This window comes from Paenarthrobacter sp. JL.01a (assembly GCF_025452095.1).
Classification (GTDB): domain Bacteria; phylum Actinomycetota; class Actinomycetes; order Actinomycetales; family Micrococcaceae; genus Arthrobacter.
Genome location: NZ_CP104877.1, coordinates 3,005,848 through 3,024,186, shown reverse-complemented (window position 1 = coordinate 3,024,186; position 18,339 = coordinate 3,005,848). Strand labels below are relative to the sequence as shown.

Below are 18,339 nucleotides of genomic sequence, written 5' to 3'. Positions count from 1 at the left end.
AACTGGTTCTGAACCAGCCCGGAACAGCTGCATGAAGAGGGGAGCCGCCGGTACCGTCCGTAGCATTGCTGCGGCCGTACCGGCGGCTCTTTTCGTTGCTGCGGCAGGTACGGCACTGCACCGGCAGTCGGGTGTCTGGTCCGGCGTCGAAATTTTCTGGGGAGTTGCTGCCGCGCTGCTGCTGCTCGCCTCAGTGCAGCTGTGGCTGGCGGCGTGGTTCCGCTCCATCCTCCCGACGGCGGTGGCAGGCGTGGTGGCCTATGCCGCCGTCGGCGTCTTGTCGTCTGCGGGACCCGGGAAGCAACTGGTGCTCGGCGATACGCCGGGGACGGTGTGGATTTACGGTATCGGCGCAGTGACGCTGGTCATGCTCGTGGCCGCCAGCCGGCTCCGGTCTACCGGGCCTGCCGCCTCGGCGGTGGCGGCGGAACCTCCTTCGCCGCGATGACCATCGCCAGGGGGATTTCGACGTCGGTTGTACGGGTCCGTACGGTGCAAACGGTGTCGTTGCTGGCAAGCAGGTAGCCCAGCGCGTCGGTGAGCCCGTCGTCGATCCTGTACCGCACCACCACCCTTATGCCCGGCGTTGCGTTGAGCAGGAATTGGCGTGGAGGCAAATGTGGCGGGTTCACCGTTTCATACTAAGACGCGGGCTAGGTTGGCGTGATCGCACTGTTGGATAATAGGCTCGGAAGTTGAGTGCCCGGCATGAAGCCGGCCGTATTACCCGGCCATCGCCGGGACAAATCGTGGAGAGGTCTGGGACGTGACGTACGTAATCGCGCAGCCGTGTGTGGATGTCAAGGACAAGGCATGTATTGAAGAATGCCCTGTCGACTGCATTTACGAAGGTGAGCGTTCCCTCTACATCCACCCCGACGAATGCGTCGACTGTGGTGCGTGCGAACCTGTGTGCCCCGTGGAAGCCATCTACTACGAAGATGACACCCCCGAAGAGTGGGCCGACTACTACAAGGCCAACGTCGAATTCTTTGACGACCTCGGTTCCCCGGGTGGCGCAGCGAAGATCGGCAACACCGGCAAGGACCACCCGTTCATTGCCGCACTGCCGCCGCAGAACCAAGACCACTAAGGACGGTTGCCTCCTTGATTTCCGCGGCCCCCGCCTTTGGCCTTAACCTGCCCGACTACCCGTGGGAGGCCATGGCTCCGTACGTGGCGACGGCGTCCAAGCACCCGGGTGGGGCAGTGAACCTCTCCATCGGAACCCCTGTGGACGCGACGCCGGGACTCATCCGTGATGCCCTGGCGGCGGCATCGGATGCCCACGGCTACCCTACGGTTCACGGCACTGAGCCATTGCGCCAAGCCGTCGTCGACTGGTTTGCAAGCCGTCGCGGAGTGCCGGGCCTGGATCCCAAGGATGTGCTGCCAACGGTCGGGTCCAAGGAACTGGTGGCCTGGCTGCCGTTCCTGTTGGGGCTGAGCGCCGGCGATGTCGTGGTCCGCCCCACTGTCGCCTACCCGACGTACGACATCGGTGCCTCCCTGGCAGGAGCTACGGCGGTTGCAGCTGACGATCTGGATGAGCTTGACCCGGCTACCCGTGCAAAGGTCCGCTTGATCTGGATCAACTCGCCGGGCAACCCCACGGGCAGCGTGCGCGACATCGATTCGCTGCGCCGGATCGTGGGCCAGGCCCGCGAACTGGGTGCAGTGGTCGCTTCGGACGAATGCTACGCGGAACTGGGCTGGGGCGAATGGGATGCCCAGCGCGGAGGGGAAGCCGTCCCCAGCATCCTGGATCCCCGGGTCACCGGTGGCTCCACCGAAGGCCTGCTGAGTGTCTACTCGCTGAGCAAGCAATCCAACCTTGCCGGCTACCGTGCGGCCTTCGTTGCCGGCGACTCGGCGATCATCGCCAACATGGTCAACAGCCGCAAGCATGCGGGCATGATCGTTCCGTACCCGATCCAGGAAGCCATGCGCGTCGCTTTGGGCGACGCCGGCCACGTCCTGGCCCAGAAGGAGCTGTACAGGGGCCGGCGTGAGCGTCTTGTTCCGGCATTGGAGCAGTTCGGGCTTCAGATCCATGAGTCGAAGGCCGGGCTTTACCTGTGGTCCACGGCCGGCGAAGCCACCTGGGACACGGTTGCGCGCTTCGCTGACCTCGGTATCGTGGTTGGGCCTGGCGTCTTCTACGGAGACGCCGGCAATGGGTTTATCCGCGTCGCACTGACCGGCACCGACGAACGCATTGATGCCGCTGTGGAAAGGCTTGTCGCCAACGCATAACAATGCTGTGACTTGCCCCACTTATGGCGTCATTCCGCCAGTAACCGGAGGCTACGGATTAGTTCCGCAGGGTTACTGGCGGTAGCTTTTAACTGACTATCAATGGTGGCCTTCTCTAAGAATGCACTCCGGGCGTTGGAGCCCTGCAACAGCAGGCCTTGCAACGGCGGCACCAGAAGGTGGTTGGACAAGCGTTCGATAGAGGCCCAAAGGCCTCATGAAGGGGACTCCATGACTGAGACCACCAGCGCGACACTGCGCCATGCCGGCGGCGAACTCGAACTGCCGCGCATCAAGGTTGTAGAAGGAAACGAAGGTTACGACGTTTCCAAGCTGCTGAAGCAGACGGGCGCCGTTGCCTATGACCCCGGCTTCATGAACACAGCGGCCACCACCTCGGCCATTACCTACATCGACGGCGACGCAGGCATCCTGCGCTACCGCGGTTACCCCATCGAGCAGCTCGCACAGCACTCGAGCTTCCTCGAAGTTTCCTACCTGCTGATCTACGGCAACCTTCCCACCCCCACGGAGCTGGAAGAGTTCGATCAGCGCATCCGCCGCCACACGCTCCTGCACGAGGAACTCAAGGGCTTCTTCGGCGGCTTCCCGCGCGATGCCCACCCGATGCCGGTTCTTTCTTCGGCCGTCTCGGCGTTGTCCACCTTCTACCAGGACTCGCTGGATCCGTTCAATGCCGAGCACGTGGAAGTTTCCACCATCCGCCTGATGGCCAAGCTGCCCGTCATCGCGGCGTACGCGCACAAGAAGTCCATCGGCCAGCCCATGCTGTACCCGGACAACTCCATGAACCTGGTGGAGAACTTCCTGCGCCTGAGCTTCGGCCTTCCGGCTGAGCAGTATGAAATGGATCCGGTAGTCGTCAAGGCTCTGGACCTGCTGCTCATCCTGCACGCCGACCACGAGCAGAACTGTTCGACGTCCACCGTTCGCCTGGTGGGCTCGTCCAACGCGAACCTCTTCGCTTCGGTTTCGGCCGGCATCAACGCCCTCTTCGGTCCCGCCCATGGTGGAGCCAACGAGGCCGTCCTGAAGATGCTCCGCCAGATCCAGGCCGACGGCATCAAGCCCGAGGACTACATGGAGAAGGTCAAGAACAAGGAAGACGGCGTCCGCCTCATGGGCTTCGGGCACCGCGTCTACAAGAACTACGACCCCCGTGCCAAGATCATCAAGGCAACGGCCCACGAGGTCCTGGGCAAGCTCGGCGGCAACGACGAACTGCTGGACATCGCCATGCGCCTCGAAGAGAAGGCTCTCGCGGACGACTACTTCATCCAGCGCAAGCTGTACCCGAACGTCGACTTCTACACCGGCCTCATCTACAAGGCGATGGGCTTCCCGGAGAAGATGTTCACCGTTCTCTTCGCCATCGGCCGCCTCCCGGGCTGGATTGCCCAGTGGCGCGAAATGATCAACGACCCCCAGACCAAGATCGGCCGCCCGCGGCAGCTCTACACAGGGGAGCCGGAGCGCAACTACCCGGCCAACTAGTCCGGCAATAACGACGGCGGCCGCCCACCTCGCGCAAGGTGGGCGGCCGCCGTCGTCGTTGGTTCAGGAAGCGTTGTAGCCGTAGGGGTTGTTCTTCTGCCAGCGCCAGTGGTCCTCGCACATCTGGTCCACTGTTTTGGTGGTCGACCAACCGAGGTCAGCCAAGGCAGAGGAGGCGTCGGCCCAGAAAGCGGGGAGGTCGCCTGCACGGCGGCCGGTGATCTCGTAGGGAATCGGCTGGCCCACGGCCTTCTCGAAGGACCGGAGAACCTCCAGCACGGAAGAGCCACGGCCGGAGCCCAGGTTCCACCGGCGGACGCCAGCGCGGTTGGCGATGTAGCTCAGGGCTGCTACGTGGCCCTCGGCAAGGTCCACCACGTGGATGTAGTCACGTTGTGCCGTGCCGTCCGGGGTGTCGTAGTCACCGCCGAAGACCATCAGCTTTTCGCGGCGTCCAACGGCTACCTGGGCGATGAACGGAACGAGGTTGTTCGGAATGCCCTGGGGATCCTCGCCGATACGGCCGGATGGGTGCGCGCCAACGGGGTTGAAGTAGCGCAGCAGTGCTATGTGCCAGCGGTCGTCCGCGTTGCCCAGGTCGGAGAGGATGTCCTCGATCTGTTCCTTGGTGCGGCCGTAGGGGTTGTTGGCGCCGATCTCCATCTTCTCGATGTAGGGGATCGGGTTGTGCTCGCCGTACACGGTTGCCGAAGAGCTGAAGACGATGGAGCGCACATCGTGCTTGTCCATGGCGCGGAGCAGGTTCAGGGTGCCCACGATGTTGTTGTAGTAGTACGCGAGGGGTTCCTGGACGGACTCGCCAACGGCCTTCAAACCCGCGAAGTGGATGACGGCGTCGATCTGGTGTTGGTCGAACACGGCCTCAACGGCAGGCTCGTCCACCAGGTCGACCTTGTGGAAGGCAGCAGTCTTGCCGGTCAGCTCGGACACGCGGCGGAGTGACTCCTCGCTGGAGTTCACCAGGTTGTCCAGCACGACGACGTCGTGGCCGGCTTCCAGAAGGGACAAGACGGTGTGGGAACCGATGTAGCCGGTGCCACCCGTGACAAGAATTTTCATGGTCCCTACGCTATCGGAAATCGAGGGCACGCCGCTCCGTGTTGAGCGGCGTGGAAGCACGTTCGTGCTAAAAACGATTAGTGCCCAAAATTGTTGATGCCGAAGCCCGGCGCCAGGAAGTCGTCCAAGCCGTATTCAGGATCATCGCCAGCGATGGCTTGGAGCGGGCCTCCCTCAGGGAGGTAGCGGATGAAGCCGGGTTGGCCGTGGGCTCAGTCCGTCACTATTTTGCCAGCAGCGATGAACTGCTCATCTTCTCTTTCGGAACGGTGATAGACCGCATCGCCGGGCGGCTCGAAGCAGCGCTGGCCGTGGTGGAGGAAGAAGGACCCGGCAGCCCGGGTCAGCACGCTGCCGTCCTGAATCTCCTGGGCCAGTTCCTGCCCCTGGATGAGGAACTTGCCGTCGATGCCTGTGTATGGATGGCCTTCCGGCACGCTGCGCGAATCAAACCCGTCCTGGCCCCGGAAGCTGAGCGGAGCCACAGGACGGTGGCGGCGATCGTGGGTCGACTGATCCTGCTCCTGAACCCCGGCCAGGCTGACCACCAGCAGTCGCTGGTTACCGAAGCTGAAAGGCTTCTGGCGACCATGGATGGGCTGTGCATGCACGCCCTGCTGCAACCTGAATGGATGACAGCCGAGGTGTGCAGTGATGTCCTCACGGCCCACCTGAGGTCGTTGTCGGGGCTTGCAGTGCCATAGCCGCCGGCATGGGACCCCTGCACCGGCATGGGACAGGGCCGCTGATCAGGAATAGACTGGGTGGTGTCGGTATCCTGCTGCGGAAGGTCTAGGGATGCACGTATCAGACGGCCAGGGTTGGCGTATCACCATGGACACGTCCGGACCGATGCTCATCGCACTGTACTTGCGCGACGTCGCGGGCCTGGACGGTGCGGGAAGGCCCAGCCTCTCCCATGCAGACCCCAAAGTACGGCACGCAGACCACAGCCACCTCACCTCCGATGTCGGCGGCATCAATGCCCTCAAGACCGAGTGGGAGGCATGGTGGGAACGGTTGTTGAAGTCCTATCCCAACCCGGTGTCGGAGCTGGCGCCCCCAAGCTTCAAGGCGTTCGGGAACTCCCCGGCGCTGCAAAGGGTGCTGCAGGCGCACTTCGGCTCGGCCTTGGGATGGGCGACGGACAGGATCGACGAATACGCCCGCCTGGAAGCCGAACGCGCGGCGAGCGGTACAACCGAGCTCCTCAGCGAGATGGTGGAGGACCGGCTGTTGGAGGTTGGGCGAAGTTCGCGGGACTTCGATCTCACCATCATCGAATTGCCGCTGAACGAACCCCGCGCGTGGTACCTCGAACCCAACACCATGATCATGAGCCACCGCCTGATGTCCCAGCCGGATGCCTTCCGCAGCTACGTCCAACCCGTCGTGGAGCTCCTCGCCTGACGGAGTTTTTGTACAGCTAATGCCCTTAAGAGAGCTTCTTAAGGGCATTAGCTGTACAAAAACTCAGGTGGGGGGAGCGGAGACCGTGATCGTGACCGTCTCCGAGGGAGCGGCCGCTGCATGCCAGCCATCGCGCTTCTCCCGGTTCCACGTCTGGCCCGCCACATCCACTTGGGTGATGGCCAAGGCCTTCGCATTTGCCACCGCCCAATGGGCCACGGCCCACGCCTGGGTTCCGGTCACTTCCAGCTGCACCGAGCGGCCCTGGACTGAGGCAGGCTGGGTGCCGAACGCCGTCGTGAGTTCATCGACGACGACGGCAGGGTCACCCGCCGCTTCGGGCATGCGCAGTTCGCAGTTCAGCGAGGATTCCGAATGCCCGGTCAGTGCTGAGGCGAAGGCCCGGCCCATCGGCTCATGCTGGGCGTACGCGCGGGGAAAGGCCGAGCGCTGGACTGCCTGCGCCGCCTGGGTGATTTCCATGGTCTCGTAGCCCGGGATTTTGACCAGTCCGTCGTAGAACGCGTTGGTGGCGTAAACGGGGTCCATGACCTGTGCTTCGGTGCCCCAGCCCTGCGACGGCCTTTGTTGGAACAGTCCACGGGAGTCCGGACCGGCTTCGTCACCGTAGTTGATGTTGCGCAGCCGGGATTCCTGCATGGCGGTGGCCAAGGCGATGCTCGCCGCCCTGGGCGGCAGCCCACGCTTGACGGAGATTGCCGTGATGAGCGATGCGTTGGCGGCTTGGTCCGTGGCGAGCTCGTGGCTTTCAGAACCGACGACGGCGGTGCAGCGCTCCGTGACCAGGGTCTCGGAGCGCTGCAGTACAGCCACGATCGCGTAGATGGCCCCTGCAACAAGGGCCAAGGCCAGCACCGCTACGATGGCGCGGCGGAACCGGCGCACTGCTGTCCTCCTGCTAGTTGGCGTGAAGTGCCTCGTTCAACTCCACGGTCTGGCCCTTGCGCGGAAGGACTTCCACGCCACCAGTGGTGGAGTTGCGGCGGAACAGCAGGTTGGGAACGCCGGAGAGTTCCACGGCCTTGATGATCTGGCTGGTGTCTTCGCCGTTCTCGTCCTTGGGGCCCGGCACGCGGACGCGGGTTCCGGCGGTGACGTAGAGGCCGGCTTCGACCACGGAGTCGTCACCGATGCTGATGCCCACACCGGAGTTCGCGCCGAGCAGTACACGCTCACCCAGGGCGATCTTCTCCTTGCCGCCACCGGAAAGGGTGCCCATGATGGACGCGCCGCCACCGACGTCGGTACCGTCGCCGGCCACGACACCGGCGGAGATGCGGCCTTCAACCATGGAGGTGCCCAGGGTTCCTGCGTTGAAGTTCACGAAGCCTTCGTGCATCACCGTGGTGCCTTCGGCCAGGTGGGCACCGAGGCGGACGCGGTCGGCGTCGGCGATGCGCACGCCCGTGGGAACCACGTAGTCGACCATGCGCGGGAACTTGTCCACGCCGTAGACCACCACGTTGCCGCGCTTGCGCAGGCGGGCGCGGGTCAACTCGAAGCCCTCAACCGCGGCGGGGCCAAAGTTGGTCCAGACCACGTTGGGGAGCTTTCCGAAAACGCCGTCCAGGTTGATGCTGTTCGGCTTGACCAAGCGGTGGGAGAGCAGGTGCAGGCGAAGGTAGGCGTCGGCAGTGTCCGCCGGGGCGGCGTCGAGGTCGATCTGTGCGAAGACCACCTTCTGCTCGGTACCGCGGTCGGCATCCTTGCTTTCCTCCGCCAGCGCCGTGAGCGCGGGGTCGGCGTTTTCGACGTCGCGCAGGGTCTCGGCTGCAACGCCGAGGGCCGGTGCCGGGAACCAGACGTCCAGGACCGTTGCTTCCCCTGAGGCCGAAGTGGCTATGGTGGCGAGGCCGAATCCGTAAGCTGATCGATCATTGGCGGGCGCGGTTGCAGGCGCAGCGGCGGAAGCAGTTTCAGTCATGGCCCAAGTCTATCCAGCAGGCAGAGGTGGGCTAAAACCGGTCTCACGCCGCAGAAGTCGCATTTGTTGGCATTAAGCTGAACGTGTGACCCCGAACCCTGCCCCCGCCCCCTTGACCTGCGCCAGGACGTTGCCCTCCTGACGGCCGCGATCATCGACTTCAACAGTGTCTCCGGCAACGAGACCGAACTGGCCGACGCCGTCGAGGCCGCCTTGCGGGCCATTCCTGCGTACGCGGTGGTCCGTGACGGAGACGCCATCATTGCCCGGACGGAACTTGGGCTGCCTGAGCGCGTCATCCTGGCCGGCCACCTGGACACCGTCCCCCTGCCGACGGTCGAGGGATCGTTGGGCACCGTCCCGGCAACCTGGGAATCGGGAACCCCGGGGGAGGGCGTGCTCTACGGACGCGGCACCACGGACATGAAGGGCGGCGTCGCGGTTCAGCTCGCGCTGGCAGCAACCCTGTTCGACGGCGGTCGGCAGCCGGATAAGGACGTCACCTTCGTGTTTTACGACCACGAAGAAGTGGAAGCGGTCAAGAGCGGATTGGGCAGGCTGGTCCGCAACCACGGGGAGCTGCTGACGGGCGACTTCGCGATTCTGCTGGAACCGACGCACGGCACGGTGGAAGGCGGGTGCAACGGAACCAGCCGCTTCGAGGCCACGACTTTCGGTGAAACAGCCCACTCGGCGCGTGCATGGATGGGCGTCAACGCGATCCACGCCGCTGCCCCGATCCTTGAGCGCTTGGCTGCCTACGAGCCCAAGACCATCAACGTTGATGGCCTGGACTACCGTGAAAGCCTCAACGCGGTGAAGATCAACGGCGGCACCGCGGGCAACGTCATCCCGGACCGTTGCGTGGTGGAGATCAACTACCGCTTCGCCCCTGACAAGACCCCCGACGAAGCCGAAGCCCACGTCCGCGAACTCCTTGAAGGCTTCGACGTCGTCCGCACAGACGCCGCTGCAGGCGCGCGGCCGGGACTCAACCACCCTGCTGCCGCGTCCTTTGTTGCCGCCGTCGGTGCGGAGCCCAAGCCGAAATACGGTTGGACCGACGTCGCGCGTTTCAGTGAGCTGGGCATCCCGGCGGTGAACTTCGGCCCCGGCGATCCGCTGCTGGCGCACAAGGACAACGAACACGTCGACGCCGATGCCATCCGTGAGTGCCTGCGTGCACTCCGGACGTGGCTGGCGCCGTCGGCCTGACCCTGACAAAAAGAAGGCCCGCAGCCAATTTTGGCTGCGGGCCTTCTCTATGGGTCGACTTACTTCTTGTCGGTGCCGGAAGCGTCCCGGTGGTCCGGACCCAGAACCACATTTTGGGCAACTGGATCATTGCCGGTGCCCTCAAGGCCTGTGCGGATAGTGGCCGATGCCACGCCTCCGGCAGCCTTCTTGGAGCCGCGGCGTTCGATCAGGATCGCGATGCGGGAAACCGTCAGGTTGATCAGGATGTAGATCGCAGCACCGACGAAGAACGCCGGAAACAGGAAGTTCGGCCCGAGGAAGTCGGCCATGATCTGGATCTTCCTCAGCAGTTCCTCGTAGCCCACGATGTAGCCGAGCGAGGTGTCCTTCAGGAGTACAACCAGCTGGGCTACCAGCGAGGGAAGCATGCGCCGGACTGCCTGCGGGAATTCGATGGACATCCGGGACTGGAAGCTGCGCAGACCGATGGCCAGCCCGGCTTCGCGCTGTCCCTTTGGCAGCGACTGGATACCAGCACGGAGGATCTCCGCGAAGATGGCGGCGTTGTAGAGAACCAGGCCAACCACGACTGCCTGGAACTGCCCCGTGGCGAACACCAGCAGGACGAACAACATCATGAGGACCACGGGCATGCCGCGGAGGAACTCAAGCACCACCTGGGTAGGAATGCGGACCCAGGGAATCAGCGAGATGCGCAGCAGGCAAAGGCCGATTCCCAGCGGGAAGGCGATGATCGCCGCCACCGCAGCAGCAGCAAGGGTGGAGAGGATGCCTTGGCCAATCAGGTTCCAGACATCCGGAGCCATGGGGCCGTAGAAGATTTCCCAGCGGTCGGCGTCGAAGATGCCTTGCTGGGCCAGGGTCATCACGGCGATGGCCAGGACGCCGAGGATGATCAGGATTCCGGCAGCGGAACCAATGAGCGAGTAAAGGCGGGCCTTGGGCCCGGGGACGTCGTACAGGACCGAGGTCATCGGGCAATCGCCACCTTTCGTTCGACAAAGTGCGCCAGGAGGCCAAGGGGAACCGTGATGAGGAGGTAGAAGAATGCCACCCCAAGAAGGATCCAGAGGACCTGGTTGCCGTAGTCATTCGAGAGCTGGCGACCGTAGCCGAAGAGCTCCAGGACGAAGAACGCGCCGGCTACCGAGGAGTTCTTGACCAAAGCGATCAGGATGTTGATCAACGGCGGGACCACCGTCCGAACGGCCTGGGGCAGGACGATGAAGCCCAGGACCTGGGTGAAGGTCATCCCGACGCTGCGGGCAGCTTCGGCCTGGCCAACGGGGACGCTGTTGACGCCGGAACGGACTGCTTCAGCGATGAAGGCGGCGGTGTAGCTGCTCAGGGCGATGATGGCGGCCACTTCGAACTGTTCGAATTTGACGCCCAGCCGCGGGAGAACGATGGCTGCGAAGAAGAAAATGATAGTCAGGGGGGTGTTACGGGCTACTTCAACATAGAACATGCTGAAGCCGCGGAGTGCTGCCACGGGGGAGACCCTCATGGCCGCCAGGAGTGTGCCGACAACGAGGGCAATGATTCCTGAAATTACGGAGAGATAAAGGGTTCGGAGAAATCCGTCCCAGTATTCGGGGAGGCTTGCTATGACGGCGTCCATGGCTTCCTTTGGCTGCAGCTAATCAGGGAACAGGGTCCTGGATTCATCAACTGCCGCCGTCCGGATGGGCGGCGGCAGTTGATTGGTCCCGACTAGTAGCGGTTGATCGCAGGAAGTTCAGGAGCGGTCTTGATGACCTTGCCTGCGGTGGCTTCCCATGCCTTCTTGTAGGTGCCGTCCTTTGCGAATCCCTCAAGCTGGTCGTTGATCCAGTTGCGGAAGACGGTGTCGTCCTTCTTCAGGCCGATGCCGTAGGGCTCCTTGGTGAAGGTCTGGTCCGAGGCGAGCTTGAAGGCGTCCGGTTCCTTGTCGACGTAGCCGGCGAGGATGACGTTGTCGGTGGTCACGGCGACAACCTGCTTGTTGCGCAGCGGCTCCAGGCAGGCGGTGTACGTGGCGGCCGGAACGACCTCGGCGCCGTATTTCTCGGCAATGGTCTTGGCCGGGGTAGAGCCGGTCACGGAGCACACCTTCTTGCCCTTGACGTCTTCGGGCTTGGTGATGGAGTTATCGTCCTTGTTCACCAGCAATGCCTGGCCTGCTTCGTAGTACGGGCCTGCGAAGGAGACCTTTTCCTTGCGGGCGTCGTTGATGGTGTAGGTGGCGATGACCAGGTCTACACGGCCCTGCTCGATGAAGGACTCGCGGTTCTGGGAGACGGTCTCCACCCATTCGATCTTGTCGGCAGCGATGCCCAGCTTGGCGGCGATGGCCTTGCCGATTTCAACGTCGAAACCGACCGGCTTTCCGTCCAGGCCCTTCTGTCCAAAGAGCGGCTGGTCGAACTTGGTACCGATCTTGATCGTCTTGGCCTCGCTCAGCTTCGCCATGGTGGTGCCGGCTTCGAAGCTCGCGGAAGCAACGGGGGGAGTGGTGGAGCTTCCGCCGCCACCACATGCGCTCAGCGACAGGGCAATAGCAGCAGAAGCGGCCACCAGGAGCGACTTCCTCCGGGTAATAAGAGACTTCATGATGTTCCTTTCATTGGATGGCCGCCTTACGGCCGGGGTGCGGGCGGTAAGGAGCTAGTGGGTCAAAAGCTTGGACAGGAAGTCCTTGGCACGGTCGCTCTTCGGGTTGGTGAAGAACTCCTCCGGGCTCGCGTCCTCCACGATCTGTCCGTCGGCCATGAACACCACACGGTCAGCGGCCTTGCGGGCAAAGCCCATCTCGTGGGTCACCACGATCATGGTCATGCCTTCCTTGGCCAGCTGGATCATGACGTCCAGGACTTCGTTGATCATTTCCGGGTCCAACGCGGACGTGGGCTCGTCGAACAGCATCACCTTGGGCTTCATGGCAAGTGCGCGTGCAATCGCCACACGCTGCTGCTGTCCGCCGGAGAGCTGCGCGGGAAGCTTCGGGGCCTGGTGTCCGACGCCGACGCGCTCAAGGAGCGCCATGGCTTCCTTGTCCGCGGTTCCCTTGGCTACCTTCTTGACCTTGATGGGCCCGAGGGTGACGTTCTCAAGAATCGTCTTGTGGGCAAACAGGTTGAAGGACTGGAAGACCATTCCGACGTCGGCCCGCAGGTGGGCGAGATCCTTGCCTTCTTCGGGAAGCTTCTTCCCATCGATGGCGATGTCGCCGTCGTCGATTGTTTCCAAACGGTTGATCGCACGGCACAGGGTGGACTTACCGGAACCGGAAGGTCCGATAACTACCACGACTTCACCCTTCCGGACCTGGAGGTTGATGTCCTTGAGGACGTGCAGTTGACCGTAGTGCTTGTTGACGCCATTCAGGGAGACGAGGGCATCGCCGGACGCTTGAGTAGTCATACGAAGAATCTAGCGAACAAAGAAGCAAATATGACCACGGTCACGGCAACTTCGTGAAGATCGTGACTGAACAGAAACCTGCTCCCCAGGCATATACCAGACTGCAATGCAAGAAGCGGGTCGCTGCGATGGAGCCGGCGCCAGGAGGCGCTAGCCTTGGGCAATGAGCATCAGCCAGCACTCAATTCCCAACCCGGATGCCAACGGCAACGGCAGGACCACCCATGTTCCCCTGCCTTCGGAGATCGCACCCGCCAAGCACAAGGGCTCCTTGGAGCTTCGACGCAAACAGGCGGATACGGGAATGTCGGACCAGCATCTGCTGGATACCAGCGGTGCCGGACAGTTCATCCACACAGATCCCTGGCGCGTGCTCAGGATCCAAAGCGAGTTCGTGGAGGGCTTCGGGGCCCTGGCCGACCTCGGCCCCGCCGTCAGTGTCTTCGGTTCGGCCCGCACCAAGCCTGGCAGCGAGTACTACGAAATGGCCGTTGAAGTGGGCCGCAAACTGGCAGAGTCCGGGGTGGCGGTCATTACCGGCGGTGGACCGGGTTCCATGGAGGCAGCGAACAAGGGCGCTGTCGAAGGAAACGGAGTCTCCGTGGGGCTGGGCATCGAGCTGCCCTTCGAGCAGGGGCTCAACCAATGGGTGGACCTTGGCATCAACTTCAGGTACTTCTTCGCGCGCAAGACCATGTTCGTCAAGTATGCGCAAGGATTCGTCGTGCTTCCCGGCGGGCTCGGAACCCTTGACGAACTCTTTGAAGCCATGGTGCTTGTCCAGACCCGCAAGGTGACCTCGTTCCCCATCGTTCTCCTCGGCGTTCGGTTCTGGGGCCCCATGATCGAGTGGATCCGGGAAACACTGGTTGCCGAAGGCATGGTGTCAGAAAAGGACCTCGACCTGATCCAACTGGTGGACGACCCCGCAGATGCCGTCCACCGCGTGCTCCACGGTGCGCCTCTTCCCACACCAACAGGTGAGCAGCGCCCCGAGTAGCAGCGTGTTTCTGGCACGATGGACACTGTGAGCTTCTTTCTGGTATTCCTCGCAATCGTCCTGGTTGGTGCGGCACTGTTCTTCGGCGCCGGACTGGTCCGGGGGCGCACGATGGGCGCGGGTCTTGACGACCCCCCTCCCAACCTGCCCCCGGTGCTGCTGCCTGCGGAGGCGCTGCCGTCCGACGTCGATTCCGTACGTTTTGCGCTCGGGCTGCGCGGCTACCGGATGGACCAGGTGGACCAGGTCCTCGATGACCTCAGGGACCAGCTGCGGGCCAAGGACCTCGAAATCGCGAGACTTGGGGCGTTGGCGGAGCAAAGGTCCGGAGACGACGAAACCGGCCGGACTCCACAGTGACCGTGCAGGCTCCGGCCCGGCAGGGCGAAGGACCTGCGGCGCGGCTTTCACGGGCTGTGTCGGCTGCCGGATCAAGGATGGCCACGTGGCCTTGGTGGCTGCAGGTTTCGCTGATCTTTATCGCCGCCCGGTTGGTCAGCGCCTGCATCTTCATGGCGGCAGCACTTCAACAAAGCACCAGCCCCTGGTTCCCGCCCGCCCCTGATTACTGGAACTTCATCACCATCTGGGATGGCCGCTGGTACCAACAAGCTGCCGATAGCGGCTATCCCTCGGTCCTGCCTGTGGACGCCAACGGCGTGGTCAAGGAGAACGCCTGGGCCTTCTACGCTCTCTTCCCGCTCCTGGGGCGCGGCGTAGCGGCCATGACAGGGTTGGGCACCTTGCAGGCCCTCACGGCCATCGCAATGGTGGCCGGGTTGGGTGCAGCCCTGGTGATCTACAAACTCTTCCGGGAATTCGCAGGCAAGCGGACGGCCATGTGGGGCGTCGTTTTCGTTTCCACGTTCCCGGTGTCGCCCATCCTCCAAGTCCCTTATGCCGAGTCGCTGAACCTGCTGCTGCTTGCCGCATCGCTTCTCCTGGTGGTCAGGCGCCGCTACCTGACAGCCATTCCGGTAGTCCTGGTGATGTGCCTGTCCAGGCCCACGGGCGTACCTTTCGCTGCCATGGTCGGTTTGCTGCTGCTCTGGCGCCTCTGGGAAAGGTTCGGGCGTCCCTCCACTGCAAGTACCCCGTCCACCCGGAGCCTCGTATCCCTGGGCGCGCTGGTGGTGGCAACGGGAATCGGTGCCCTCGCCTGGCCTGCCATAGCCTGGGCCGTTACCGGCGATCCTGCTGCTTACACACGGACCGAAACCGCCTGGCGTGGACATGACCTGGTGCCCTTCAAGCCGTGGTTCGATACGGGCCGGATGTTGTTCGGCCCGGTGCTCGGCGTCCTGGCTCCCTTCGTTTTCACCGCCCTCTTCGTGCTGGTCATGGTGTCCGCTCCGGTCAAGAGGCTCGGTCCGGAACTGCGGCTGTGGTGCGCCTGCTACATGGGCTACCTCCTGGTTTTCCTGCACCCGCAGACCAGTACCTTCCGGATGCTCCTGCCGCTCTTCCCGTTGGCGCTCGGGGCTGCGGCCCTGTCAAAGTCCAAGGCCTACAGGGGAACTGTCGTGGTGATGTTCGTCCTCCTCCAGATTGTCTGGGTCGTCTGGCTGTGGGCGTGGGCCCAGCTGCCCGGAGGTGGCGACTATCCGCCCTGACGTGGACCTTTGTCCGTCACCGCCAATTTCTACAAAGCCCGGACAAACAGGCCGCTGATTTCGCTACGGGCGGGTAAGTACGGGATAATGGACCCAAGAGCAGGGACAAAGCACCTAACAGTGCCCGGCCATGGCGGCCTCCAAGCAGTGCCGCCGGCTGCAATTGCGACGCGGAACCAGCCCGGCCGGGTTGGCGTGACTTGGGACAAATGGAGGGGATTTTCCTAATGGCGGCTATGAAACCACGTACTGGCGACGGCCCTATGGAAGTTACCAAAGAGGGACGCAGCCTCATCATGCGTGTGCCGCTCGAAGGTGGAGGCCGGCTTGTGGTCGAGCTCAATGCCGCCGAAGCGGAGAACCTCAAGGAATGCCTCGTAGGTGTGACCGAATAGAGTTAGGAAGCAGGGCCCGGCATCAGCCGGAGCCCTGCTTTTTGTTTAACCCTCGACGACGACTGCGGGCGCCTACTTCTTGACGGCCACCAGAAGCCCATCGCCGGTGGGCAGCATGGCCGAGGCAAGTCGTTCGTCGTCGCGGATGGCCTTGCCGATCTGGCGCAGCACCACAGTGGTGGAGTCGCGCGCTGCCGGGTTGGAAACCCGGTCCTTGTCCAAAGCATCGTTGATGACCAGCGTGCCCCCGGACTTGAGCAGGCGGATGGCCTGCTCCACGTATTTTGGAAAGTTCGGCTTGTCGGCGTCGATGAACACCAGGTCATAGGCCGCATCCGTGAGCCTCGGCAGGACGTCTGCCGCGCGGCCGGAAATGGTTCGCGTGCGGTTGGCGGGGCTGCCCGATTCGAGGAACGCCTCGCGCGCTGCCTTGAGGTGCTCAACGTCGACATCGATGGTGGTCAGCACAGCCTGAGGCCCCAGCCCGCGAAGCAGGCAGACACCTGAAACCCCGGCTCCGGAGCCAACCTCCACCACAGTCTGTGCCTTGGACGCTGCAGCGAGCACCGTCAGGACCGCGCCAACGCCGGGGCTGATGGGCGTCACACCCAACTCGAACGAACGCTCGCGGGCGCGCAACATCACGTCATCCTCAGCCGGCAGATCTTCTGCGTAGGACCAGCTGCTTGACTTGTCGGCACTCATGAAGGGATTCGCTTTCCGCGGGTAGGGGTGTTTGTATCAGACTACTGTGTCCGCCCCGGTAAACCGGCTGTTCGGAGGCGGCTCCTGTCCTGTGTCAGGCCGGCTTTTCAGCCGTGCGGGAAAAACAAGGTCCAGTCAGGTAATTCCCAGACAAACTTGGGATGATATTGCTCCGGTCATCCACGAGGTGGGCGGCGCCGAATAAACGGTGAACCAAAGTTTGAGGGGAGTGGACGATGCCGGCATCCCATGCTGCGCCAGTCCTTGCATCAGAAGGCCCTGAGGCCGCCACCGACTGGGTCATGCCCAGCTGGGAGGAAGTGGTGTCCAACCACTCCGCCAAGGTATACCGCCTCGCCTACCGCCTGACCGGCAACAAGTTCGACGCCGAGGACCTCACCCAGGAGGTCTTCGTCCGGGTCTTCCGTTCGCTGGAGAACTTCAAACCGGGAACACTGGACGGCTGGCTGCACCGCATCACCACCAACTTGTTCCTGGACCAGGCCCGCCGAAAGAGCCGGATCCGTTTCGACGCGCTGGCTGAGGATGCCGAATCCCGCCTGCCCGGCCGCGAACCCGGTCCTGAGCAGAGCTTTGAGCACAACAACCTCGACCTTGACGTCCAACGCGCCTTGGAGGAGCTGCCGCCCGACTTCCGCGCCGCCGTCGTGCTGTGCGACCTTGAGGGACTGTCCTATGACGAAGTCGCAGAGGCGCTGGGCGTGAAGCTCGGGACCGTCAGGTCCCGGATCCACCGTGGCCGCACCATGTTGCGCGAGAAGCTGGCCCACCGCGACCCGCGTCCGGCCGAGGCCCGCAAGCCGCGCCTTAAGATGCCTCGCATCGCCAGCATCCTTTAGGTCGTCAATGCCCCGACGTCCTGATCGCCCGGGAACTTTGTCCCGGCGTAAGTTGGCTTCGCTGCGCCACTCCCGGAACCCGGAGCATGTGCAGATCTGCGACAAGTGCCGTGCTTTGCTTCGCCAGGAGCGGCAGTACATTGAACGCCTGCGCGGCGCAGCCGTGCCTGAAGCCAGCGAGGACCTCACCGCAAGGTTGCTCCAGCACACCGAACGCCTTGCCAACCATTCCCCCCAGCCATTCGAAGCCCCGCCGTCCCGGAAGGGAATCCGGCGCGGGCTGCGGATCACTGCCGTCGCCGCCGGCACCTTGGCGGTGTCGGCCGGCGCCCTTGCCGGTTCGGCTTACATCGTGGCCGGGGAGGAGGAGCCGCAGGCTTTTGTGCAGACCAACGACGCCGGACTCCTCGCCGGTGCCTGGACGGGCGGCCCATCGGAGTCCGCGGTTGCACCGGCTTTCCAGGCCGGAAGCACCATCACCTTGAGTGCCGCCCAGCTGGTTGCACTCAGGGAAGAAGGATGGGCCTGCCCTGAGCTGGCCGGAGCAGGATTCAAGGTGGTCTCTGCCCAAGCGAGGATGGTCGATGACCACCCGGCCGTGGAGCTCCAGCTGGAAAGGAACGGCCACTTCGCAACCCTCGTGGAGGAGCACCGTGCCGGCGGGCGGAACTCACCGGCGGCGTCGACTCCGGCGCAGCTCTCCGTCACCCAGGGAAGCCCATGGAAGGCCGTCTACTCCACGCCGGCCGCCGTGATCACTTACGCGTCCGATCTCCCCGCCGAGTCCGCGGACGACGCCGTTCCGGAAATAGTCCGCGCAGGGGAGTCCTTGGCGGACGGTGCGGGCGCCGGGGGATCCGAGGCCTGGTACCCCAGGCTGCTCCGCGGCCTTCAGACCCTCCTTCGCCCCGCCGGTTTATGAGCGGCACCACAGACAAGG

General features: G+C 63.5%; 22 protein-coding genes. 13 read left to right on the top strand and 9 right to left on the bottom strand.

Features of this window, described 5'->3' with window-relative positions; all coding sequences use genetic code 11:
- Positions 1–31 precede the first annotated feature (31 nt).
- Positions 32–448 carry a hypothetical protein gene (locus tag N5P29_RS14180; protein WP_262275513.1) on the top strand — a complete coding sequence of 139 codons (417 nt, stop codon included), beginning with the start codon at positions 32–34 and terminating at the stop codon, positions 446–448.
- Here N5P29_RS14180 and N5P29_RS14175 read toward each other — a convergent pair.
- Positions 396–632 carry a putative acetyltransferase gene (locus N5P29_RS14175; protein ID WP_262275512.1) on the bottom strand — a complete coding sequence of 79 codons (237 nt, stop codon included), beginning with the start codon at positions 630–632 and terminating at the stop codon, positions 396–398. The two genes, N5P29_RS14180 and N5P29_RS14175, sit on opposite strands and share 53 nt — an antisense overlap.
- Before the next feature lie 134 nt (positions 633–766).
- Here N5P29_RS14175 and fdxA point away from each other — a divergent pair, with 134 nt between their 5' ends.
- From fdxA to N5P29_RS14160, 3 genes are all read left to right on the top strand, one after another.
- The gene (fdxA, locus tag N5P29_RS14170; RefSeq protein ID WP_018776555.1) at positions 767–1,093 is read left to right on the top strand and encodes a ferredoxin; all 327 of its coding nucleotides are present in this window, start codon (positions 767–769) and stop codon (positions 1,091–1,093) included.
- Positions 1,094–1,107: 14 nt separating this feature from the next.
- Entirely contained in the window at positions 1,108–2,256 is a 1,149-nt protein-coding gene (gene dapC / locus N5P29_RS14165) for a succinyldiaminopimelate transaminase (protein ID WP_315973352.1), read from the top strand.
- A 231-nt stretch (positions 2,257–2,487) separates the two neighbouring features.
- On the top strand, positions 2,488–3,771 hold the full coding sequence (locus N5P29_RS14160; protein ID WP_018776553.1) for a citrate synthase: 1,284 nt from the start codon (positions 2,488–2,490) through the stop codon (positions 3,769–3,771).
- Between the two features lie 63 nt (positions 3,772–3,834).
- Here the strand turns inward: N5P29_RS14160 and galE are convergent, their stop codons facing one another.
- Positions 3,835–4,851: a UDP-glucose 4-epimerase GalE gene (gene galE / locus N5P29_RS14155; protein ID WP_262275511.1), complete on the bottom strand. Its 1,017-nt coding sequence runs from the start codon at positions 4,849–4,851 to the stop codon at positions 3,835–3,837.
- Positions 4,852–4,931: 80 nt separating this feature from the next.
- Between galE and N5P29_RS14150 the strand changes: the two genes are divergently transcribed.
- Positions 4,932–5,555, top strand: coding sequence for a TetR/AcrR family transcriptional regulator (locus tag N5P29_RS14150; protein WP_262275510.1), 624 nt, complete (start codon positions 4,932–4,934; stop codon positions 5,553–5,555).
- A 94-nt stretch (positions 5,556–5,649) separates the two neighbouring features.
- Complete coding sequence (locus N5P29_RS14145; protein WP_262275509.1) at positions 5,650–6,261, top strand: hypothetical protein; 612 nt, start codon at positions 5,650–5,652, stop codon at positions 6,259–6,261.
- Between the two features lie 63 nt (positions 6,262–6,324).
- Here the strand turns inward: N5P29_RS14145 and N5P29_RS14140 are convergent, their stop codons facing one another.
- Both N5P29_RS14140 and dapD read right to left on the bottom strand, forming a co-directional pair.
- Positions 6,325–7,167 carry a transglycosylase SLT domain-containing protein gene (locus N5P29_RS14140; RefSeq protein WP_262275508.1) on the bottom strand — a complete coding sequence of 281 codons (843 nt, stop codon included), beginning with the start codon at positions 7,165–7,167 and terminating at the stop codon, positions 6,325–6,327.
- A 13-nt stretch (positions 7,168–7,180) separates the two neighbouring features.
- Positions 7,181–8,206: a 2,3,4,5-tetrahydropyridine-2,6-dicarboxylate N-succinyltransferase gene (gene dapD / locus N5P29_RS14135; protein ID WP_262275507.1), complete on the bottom strand. Its 1,026-nt coding sequence runs from the start codon at positions 8,204–8,206 to the stop codon at positions 7,181–7,183.
- Positions 8,207–8,323: 117 nt separating this feature from the next.
- Here dapD and dapE point away from each other — a divergent pair, with 117 nt between their 5' ends.
- Positions 8,324–9,421, top strand: a complete 1,098-nt coding sequence (gene dapE, locus N5P29_RS14130; RefSeq protein WP_262278592.1) for a succinyl-diaminopimelate desuccinylase — start codon at positions 8,324–8,326, stop codon at positions 9,419–9,421.
- 59 nt (positions 9,422–9,480) lie between these two features.
- Here dapE and N5P29_RS14125 read toward each other — a convergent pair whose 3' ends face one another.
- From N5P29_RS14125 to N5P29_RS14110, 4 genes are all read right to left on the bottom strand, one after another.
- Positions 9,481–10,398, bottom strand: a complete 918-nt coding sequence (locus N5P29_RS14125) for an amino acid ABC transporter permease (RefSeq protein ID WP_262275506.1) — start codon at positions 10,396–10,398, stop codon at positions 9,481–9,483.
- On the bottom strand, positions 10,395–11,045 hold the full coding sequence (locus tag N5P29_RS14120; RefSeq protein WP_262275505.1) for an amino acid ABC transporter permease: 651 nt from the start codon (positions 11,043–11,045) through the stop codon (positions 10,395–10,397). The genes N5P29_RS14125 and N5P29_RS14120 overlap by 4 nt, the downstream gene beginning before the upstream one ends.
- 92 nt (positions 11,046–11,137) lie before the next feature.
- The gene (locus N5P29_RS14115) at positions 11,138–12,016 is read right to left on the bottom strand and encodes a glutamate ABC transporter substrate-binding protein (RefSeq protein WP_262275504.1); all 879 of its coding nucleotides are present in this window, start codon (positions 12,014–12,016) and stop codon (positions 11,138–11,140) included.
- Positions 12,017–12,070: 54 nt separating this feature from the next.
- Positions 12,071–12,826, bottom strand: coding sequence for an amino acid ABC transporter ATP-binding protein (locus N5P29_RS14110; RefSeq protein ID WP_144659707.1), 756 nt, complete (start codon positions 12,824–12,826; stop codon positions 12,071–12,073).
- Between the two features lie 163 nt (positions 12,827–12,989).
- Between N5P29_RS14110 and N5P29_RS14105 the strand changes: the two genes are divergently transcribed.
- The 4 genes from N5P29_RS14105 (at position 12,990) to N5P29_RS14090 (ending at position 15,834) form a co-directional block, all read left to right on the top strand.
- The gene (locus N5P29_RS14105; protein WP_186313518.1) at positions 12,990–13,826 is read left to right on the top strand and encodes an LOG family protein; all 837 of its coding nucleotides are present in this window, start codon (positions 12,990–12,992) and stop codon (positions 13,824–13,826) included.
- An 18-nt stretch (positions 13,827–13,844) separates the two neighbouring features.
- Positions 13,845–14,186: a DivIVA domain-containing protein gene (locus N5P29_RS14100; protein ID WP_262275503.1), complete on the top strand. Its 342-nt coding sequence runs from the start codon at positions 13,845–13,847 to the stop codon at positions 14,184–14,186.
- 77 nt (positions 14,187–14,263) lie between these two features.
- Positions 14,264–15,439, top strand: a complete 1,176-nt coding sequence (locus N5P29_RS14095; protein ID WP_262278591.1) for a putative hexosyltransferase — start codon at positions 14,264–14,266, stop codon at positions 15,437–15,439.
- 227 nt (positions 15,440–15,666) lie between these two features.
- Positions 15,667–15,834 carry a DUF3117 domain-containing protein gene (locus tag N5P29_RS14090; protein ID WP_064721643.1) on the top strand — a complete coding sequence of 56 codons (168 nt, stop codon included), beginning with the start codon at positions 15,667–15,669 and terminating at the stop codon, positions 15,832–15,834.
- 72 nt (positions 15,835–15,906) lie between these two features.
- Here the strand turns inward: N5P29_RS14090 and N5P29_RS14085 are convergent, their stop codons facing one another.
- The gene (locus N5P29_RS14085) at positions 15,907–16,539 is read right to left on the bottom strand and encodes an O-methyltransferase (RefSeq protein ID WP_262275502.1); all 633 of its coding nucleotides are present in this window, start codon (positions 16,537–16,539) and stop codon (positions 15,907–15,909) included.
- A 236-nt stretch (positions 16,540–16,775) separates the two neighbouring features.
- Between N5P29_RS14085 and sigE the strand changes: the two genes are divergently transcribed.
- The gene (gene sigE / locus N5P29_RS14080; RefSeq protein ID WP_144659710.1) at positions 16,776–17,399 is read left to right on the top strand and encodes an RNA polymerase sigma factor SigE; all 624 of its coding nucleotides are present in this window, start codon (positions 16,776–16,778) and stop codon (positions 17,397–17,399) included.
- Positions 17,400–17,406: 7 nt separating this feature from the next.
- Positions 17,407–18,321, top strand: coding sequence for a hypothetical protein (locus N5P29_RS14075; protein ID WP_262275501.1), 915 nt, complete (start codon positions 17,407–17,409; stop codon positions 18,319–18,321).
- The last annotated feature ends 18 nt before the right edge of the window (positions 18,322–18,339 follow it).

Excerpts from the sequence above, each read along its gene's own strand:
- N5P29_RS14095 (WP_262278591.1), top strand. The coding sequence starts at position 14,264 with ATGGCCACGTGGCCTTGGTGGCTGCAGGTTTCGCTGATCTTTATCGCC.
- sigE (WP_144659710.1), top strand. The coding sequence starts at position 16,776 with ATGCCGGCATCCCATGCTGCGCCAGTCCTTGCATCAGAAGGCCCTGAG.
- N5P29_RS14110 (WP_144659707.1), bottom strand. The coding sequence starts at position 12,826 with ATGACTACTCAAGCGTCCGGCGATGCCCTCGTCTCCCTGAATGGCGTC.
- N5P29_RS14115 (WP_262275504.1), bottom strand. The coding sequence starts at position 12,016 with ATGAAGTCTCTTATTACCCGGAGGAAGTCGCTCCTGGTGGCCGCTTCT.
- N5P29_RS14125 (WP_262275506.1), bottom strand. The coding sequence starts at position 10,398 with ATGACCTCGGTCCTGTACGACGTCCCCGGGCCCAAGGCCCGCCTTTAC.
- dapD (WP_262275507.1), bottom strand. The coding sequence starts at position 8,206 with ATGACTGAAACTGCTTCCGCCGCTGCGCCTGCAACCGCGCCCGCCAAT.
- N5P29_RS14160 (WP_018776553.1), top strand. The coding sequence starts at position 2,488 with ATGACTGAGACCACCAGCGCGACACTGCGCCATGCCGGCGGCGAACTC.
- N5P29_RS14180 (WP_262275513.1), top strand. The coding sequence starts at position 32 with ATGAAGAGGGGAGCCGCCGGTACCGTCCGTAGCATTGCTGCGGCCGTA.
- N5P29_RS14105 (WP_186313518.1), top strand. The coding sequence starts at position 12,990 with ATGAGCATCAGCCAGCACTCAATTCCCAACCCGGATGCCAACGGCAAC.
- N5P29_RS14085 (WP_262275502.1), bottom strand. The coding sequence starts at position 16,539 with ATGAGTGCCGACAAGTCAAGCAGCTGGTCCTACGCAGAAGATCTGCCG.
- N5P29_RS14120 (WP_262275505.1), bottom strand. The coding sequence starts at position 11,045 with ATGGACGCCGTCATAGCAAGCCTCCCCGAATACTGGGACGGATTTCTC.
- N5P29_RS14075 (WP_262275501.1), top strand. The coding sequence starts at position 17,407 with ATGCCCCGACGTCCTGATCGCCCGGGAACTTTGTCCCGGCGTAAGTTG.
- N5P29_RS14100 (WP_262275503.1), top strand. The coding sequence starts at position 13,845 with ATGGACACTGTGAGCTTCTTTCTGGTATTCCTCGCAATCGTCCTGGTT.
- N5P29_RS14145 (WP_262275509.1), top strand. The coding sequence starts at position 5,650 with ATGCACGTATCAGACGGCCAGGGTTGGCGTATCACCATGGACACGTCC.
- galE (WP_262275511.1), bottom strand. The coding sequence starts at position 4,851 with ATGAAAATTCTTGTCACGGGTGGCACCGGCTACATCGGTTCCCACACC.
- N5P29_RS14090 (WP_064721643.1), top strand. The coding sequence starts at position 15,667 with ATGGCGGCTATGAAACCACGTACTGGCGACGGCCCTATGGAAGTTACC.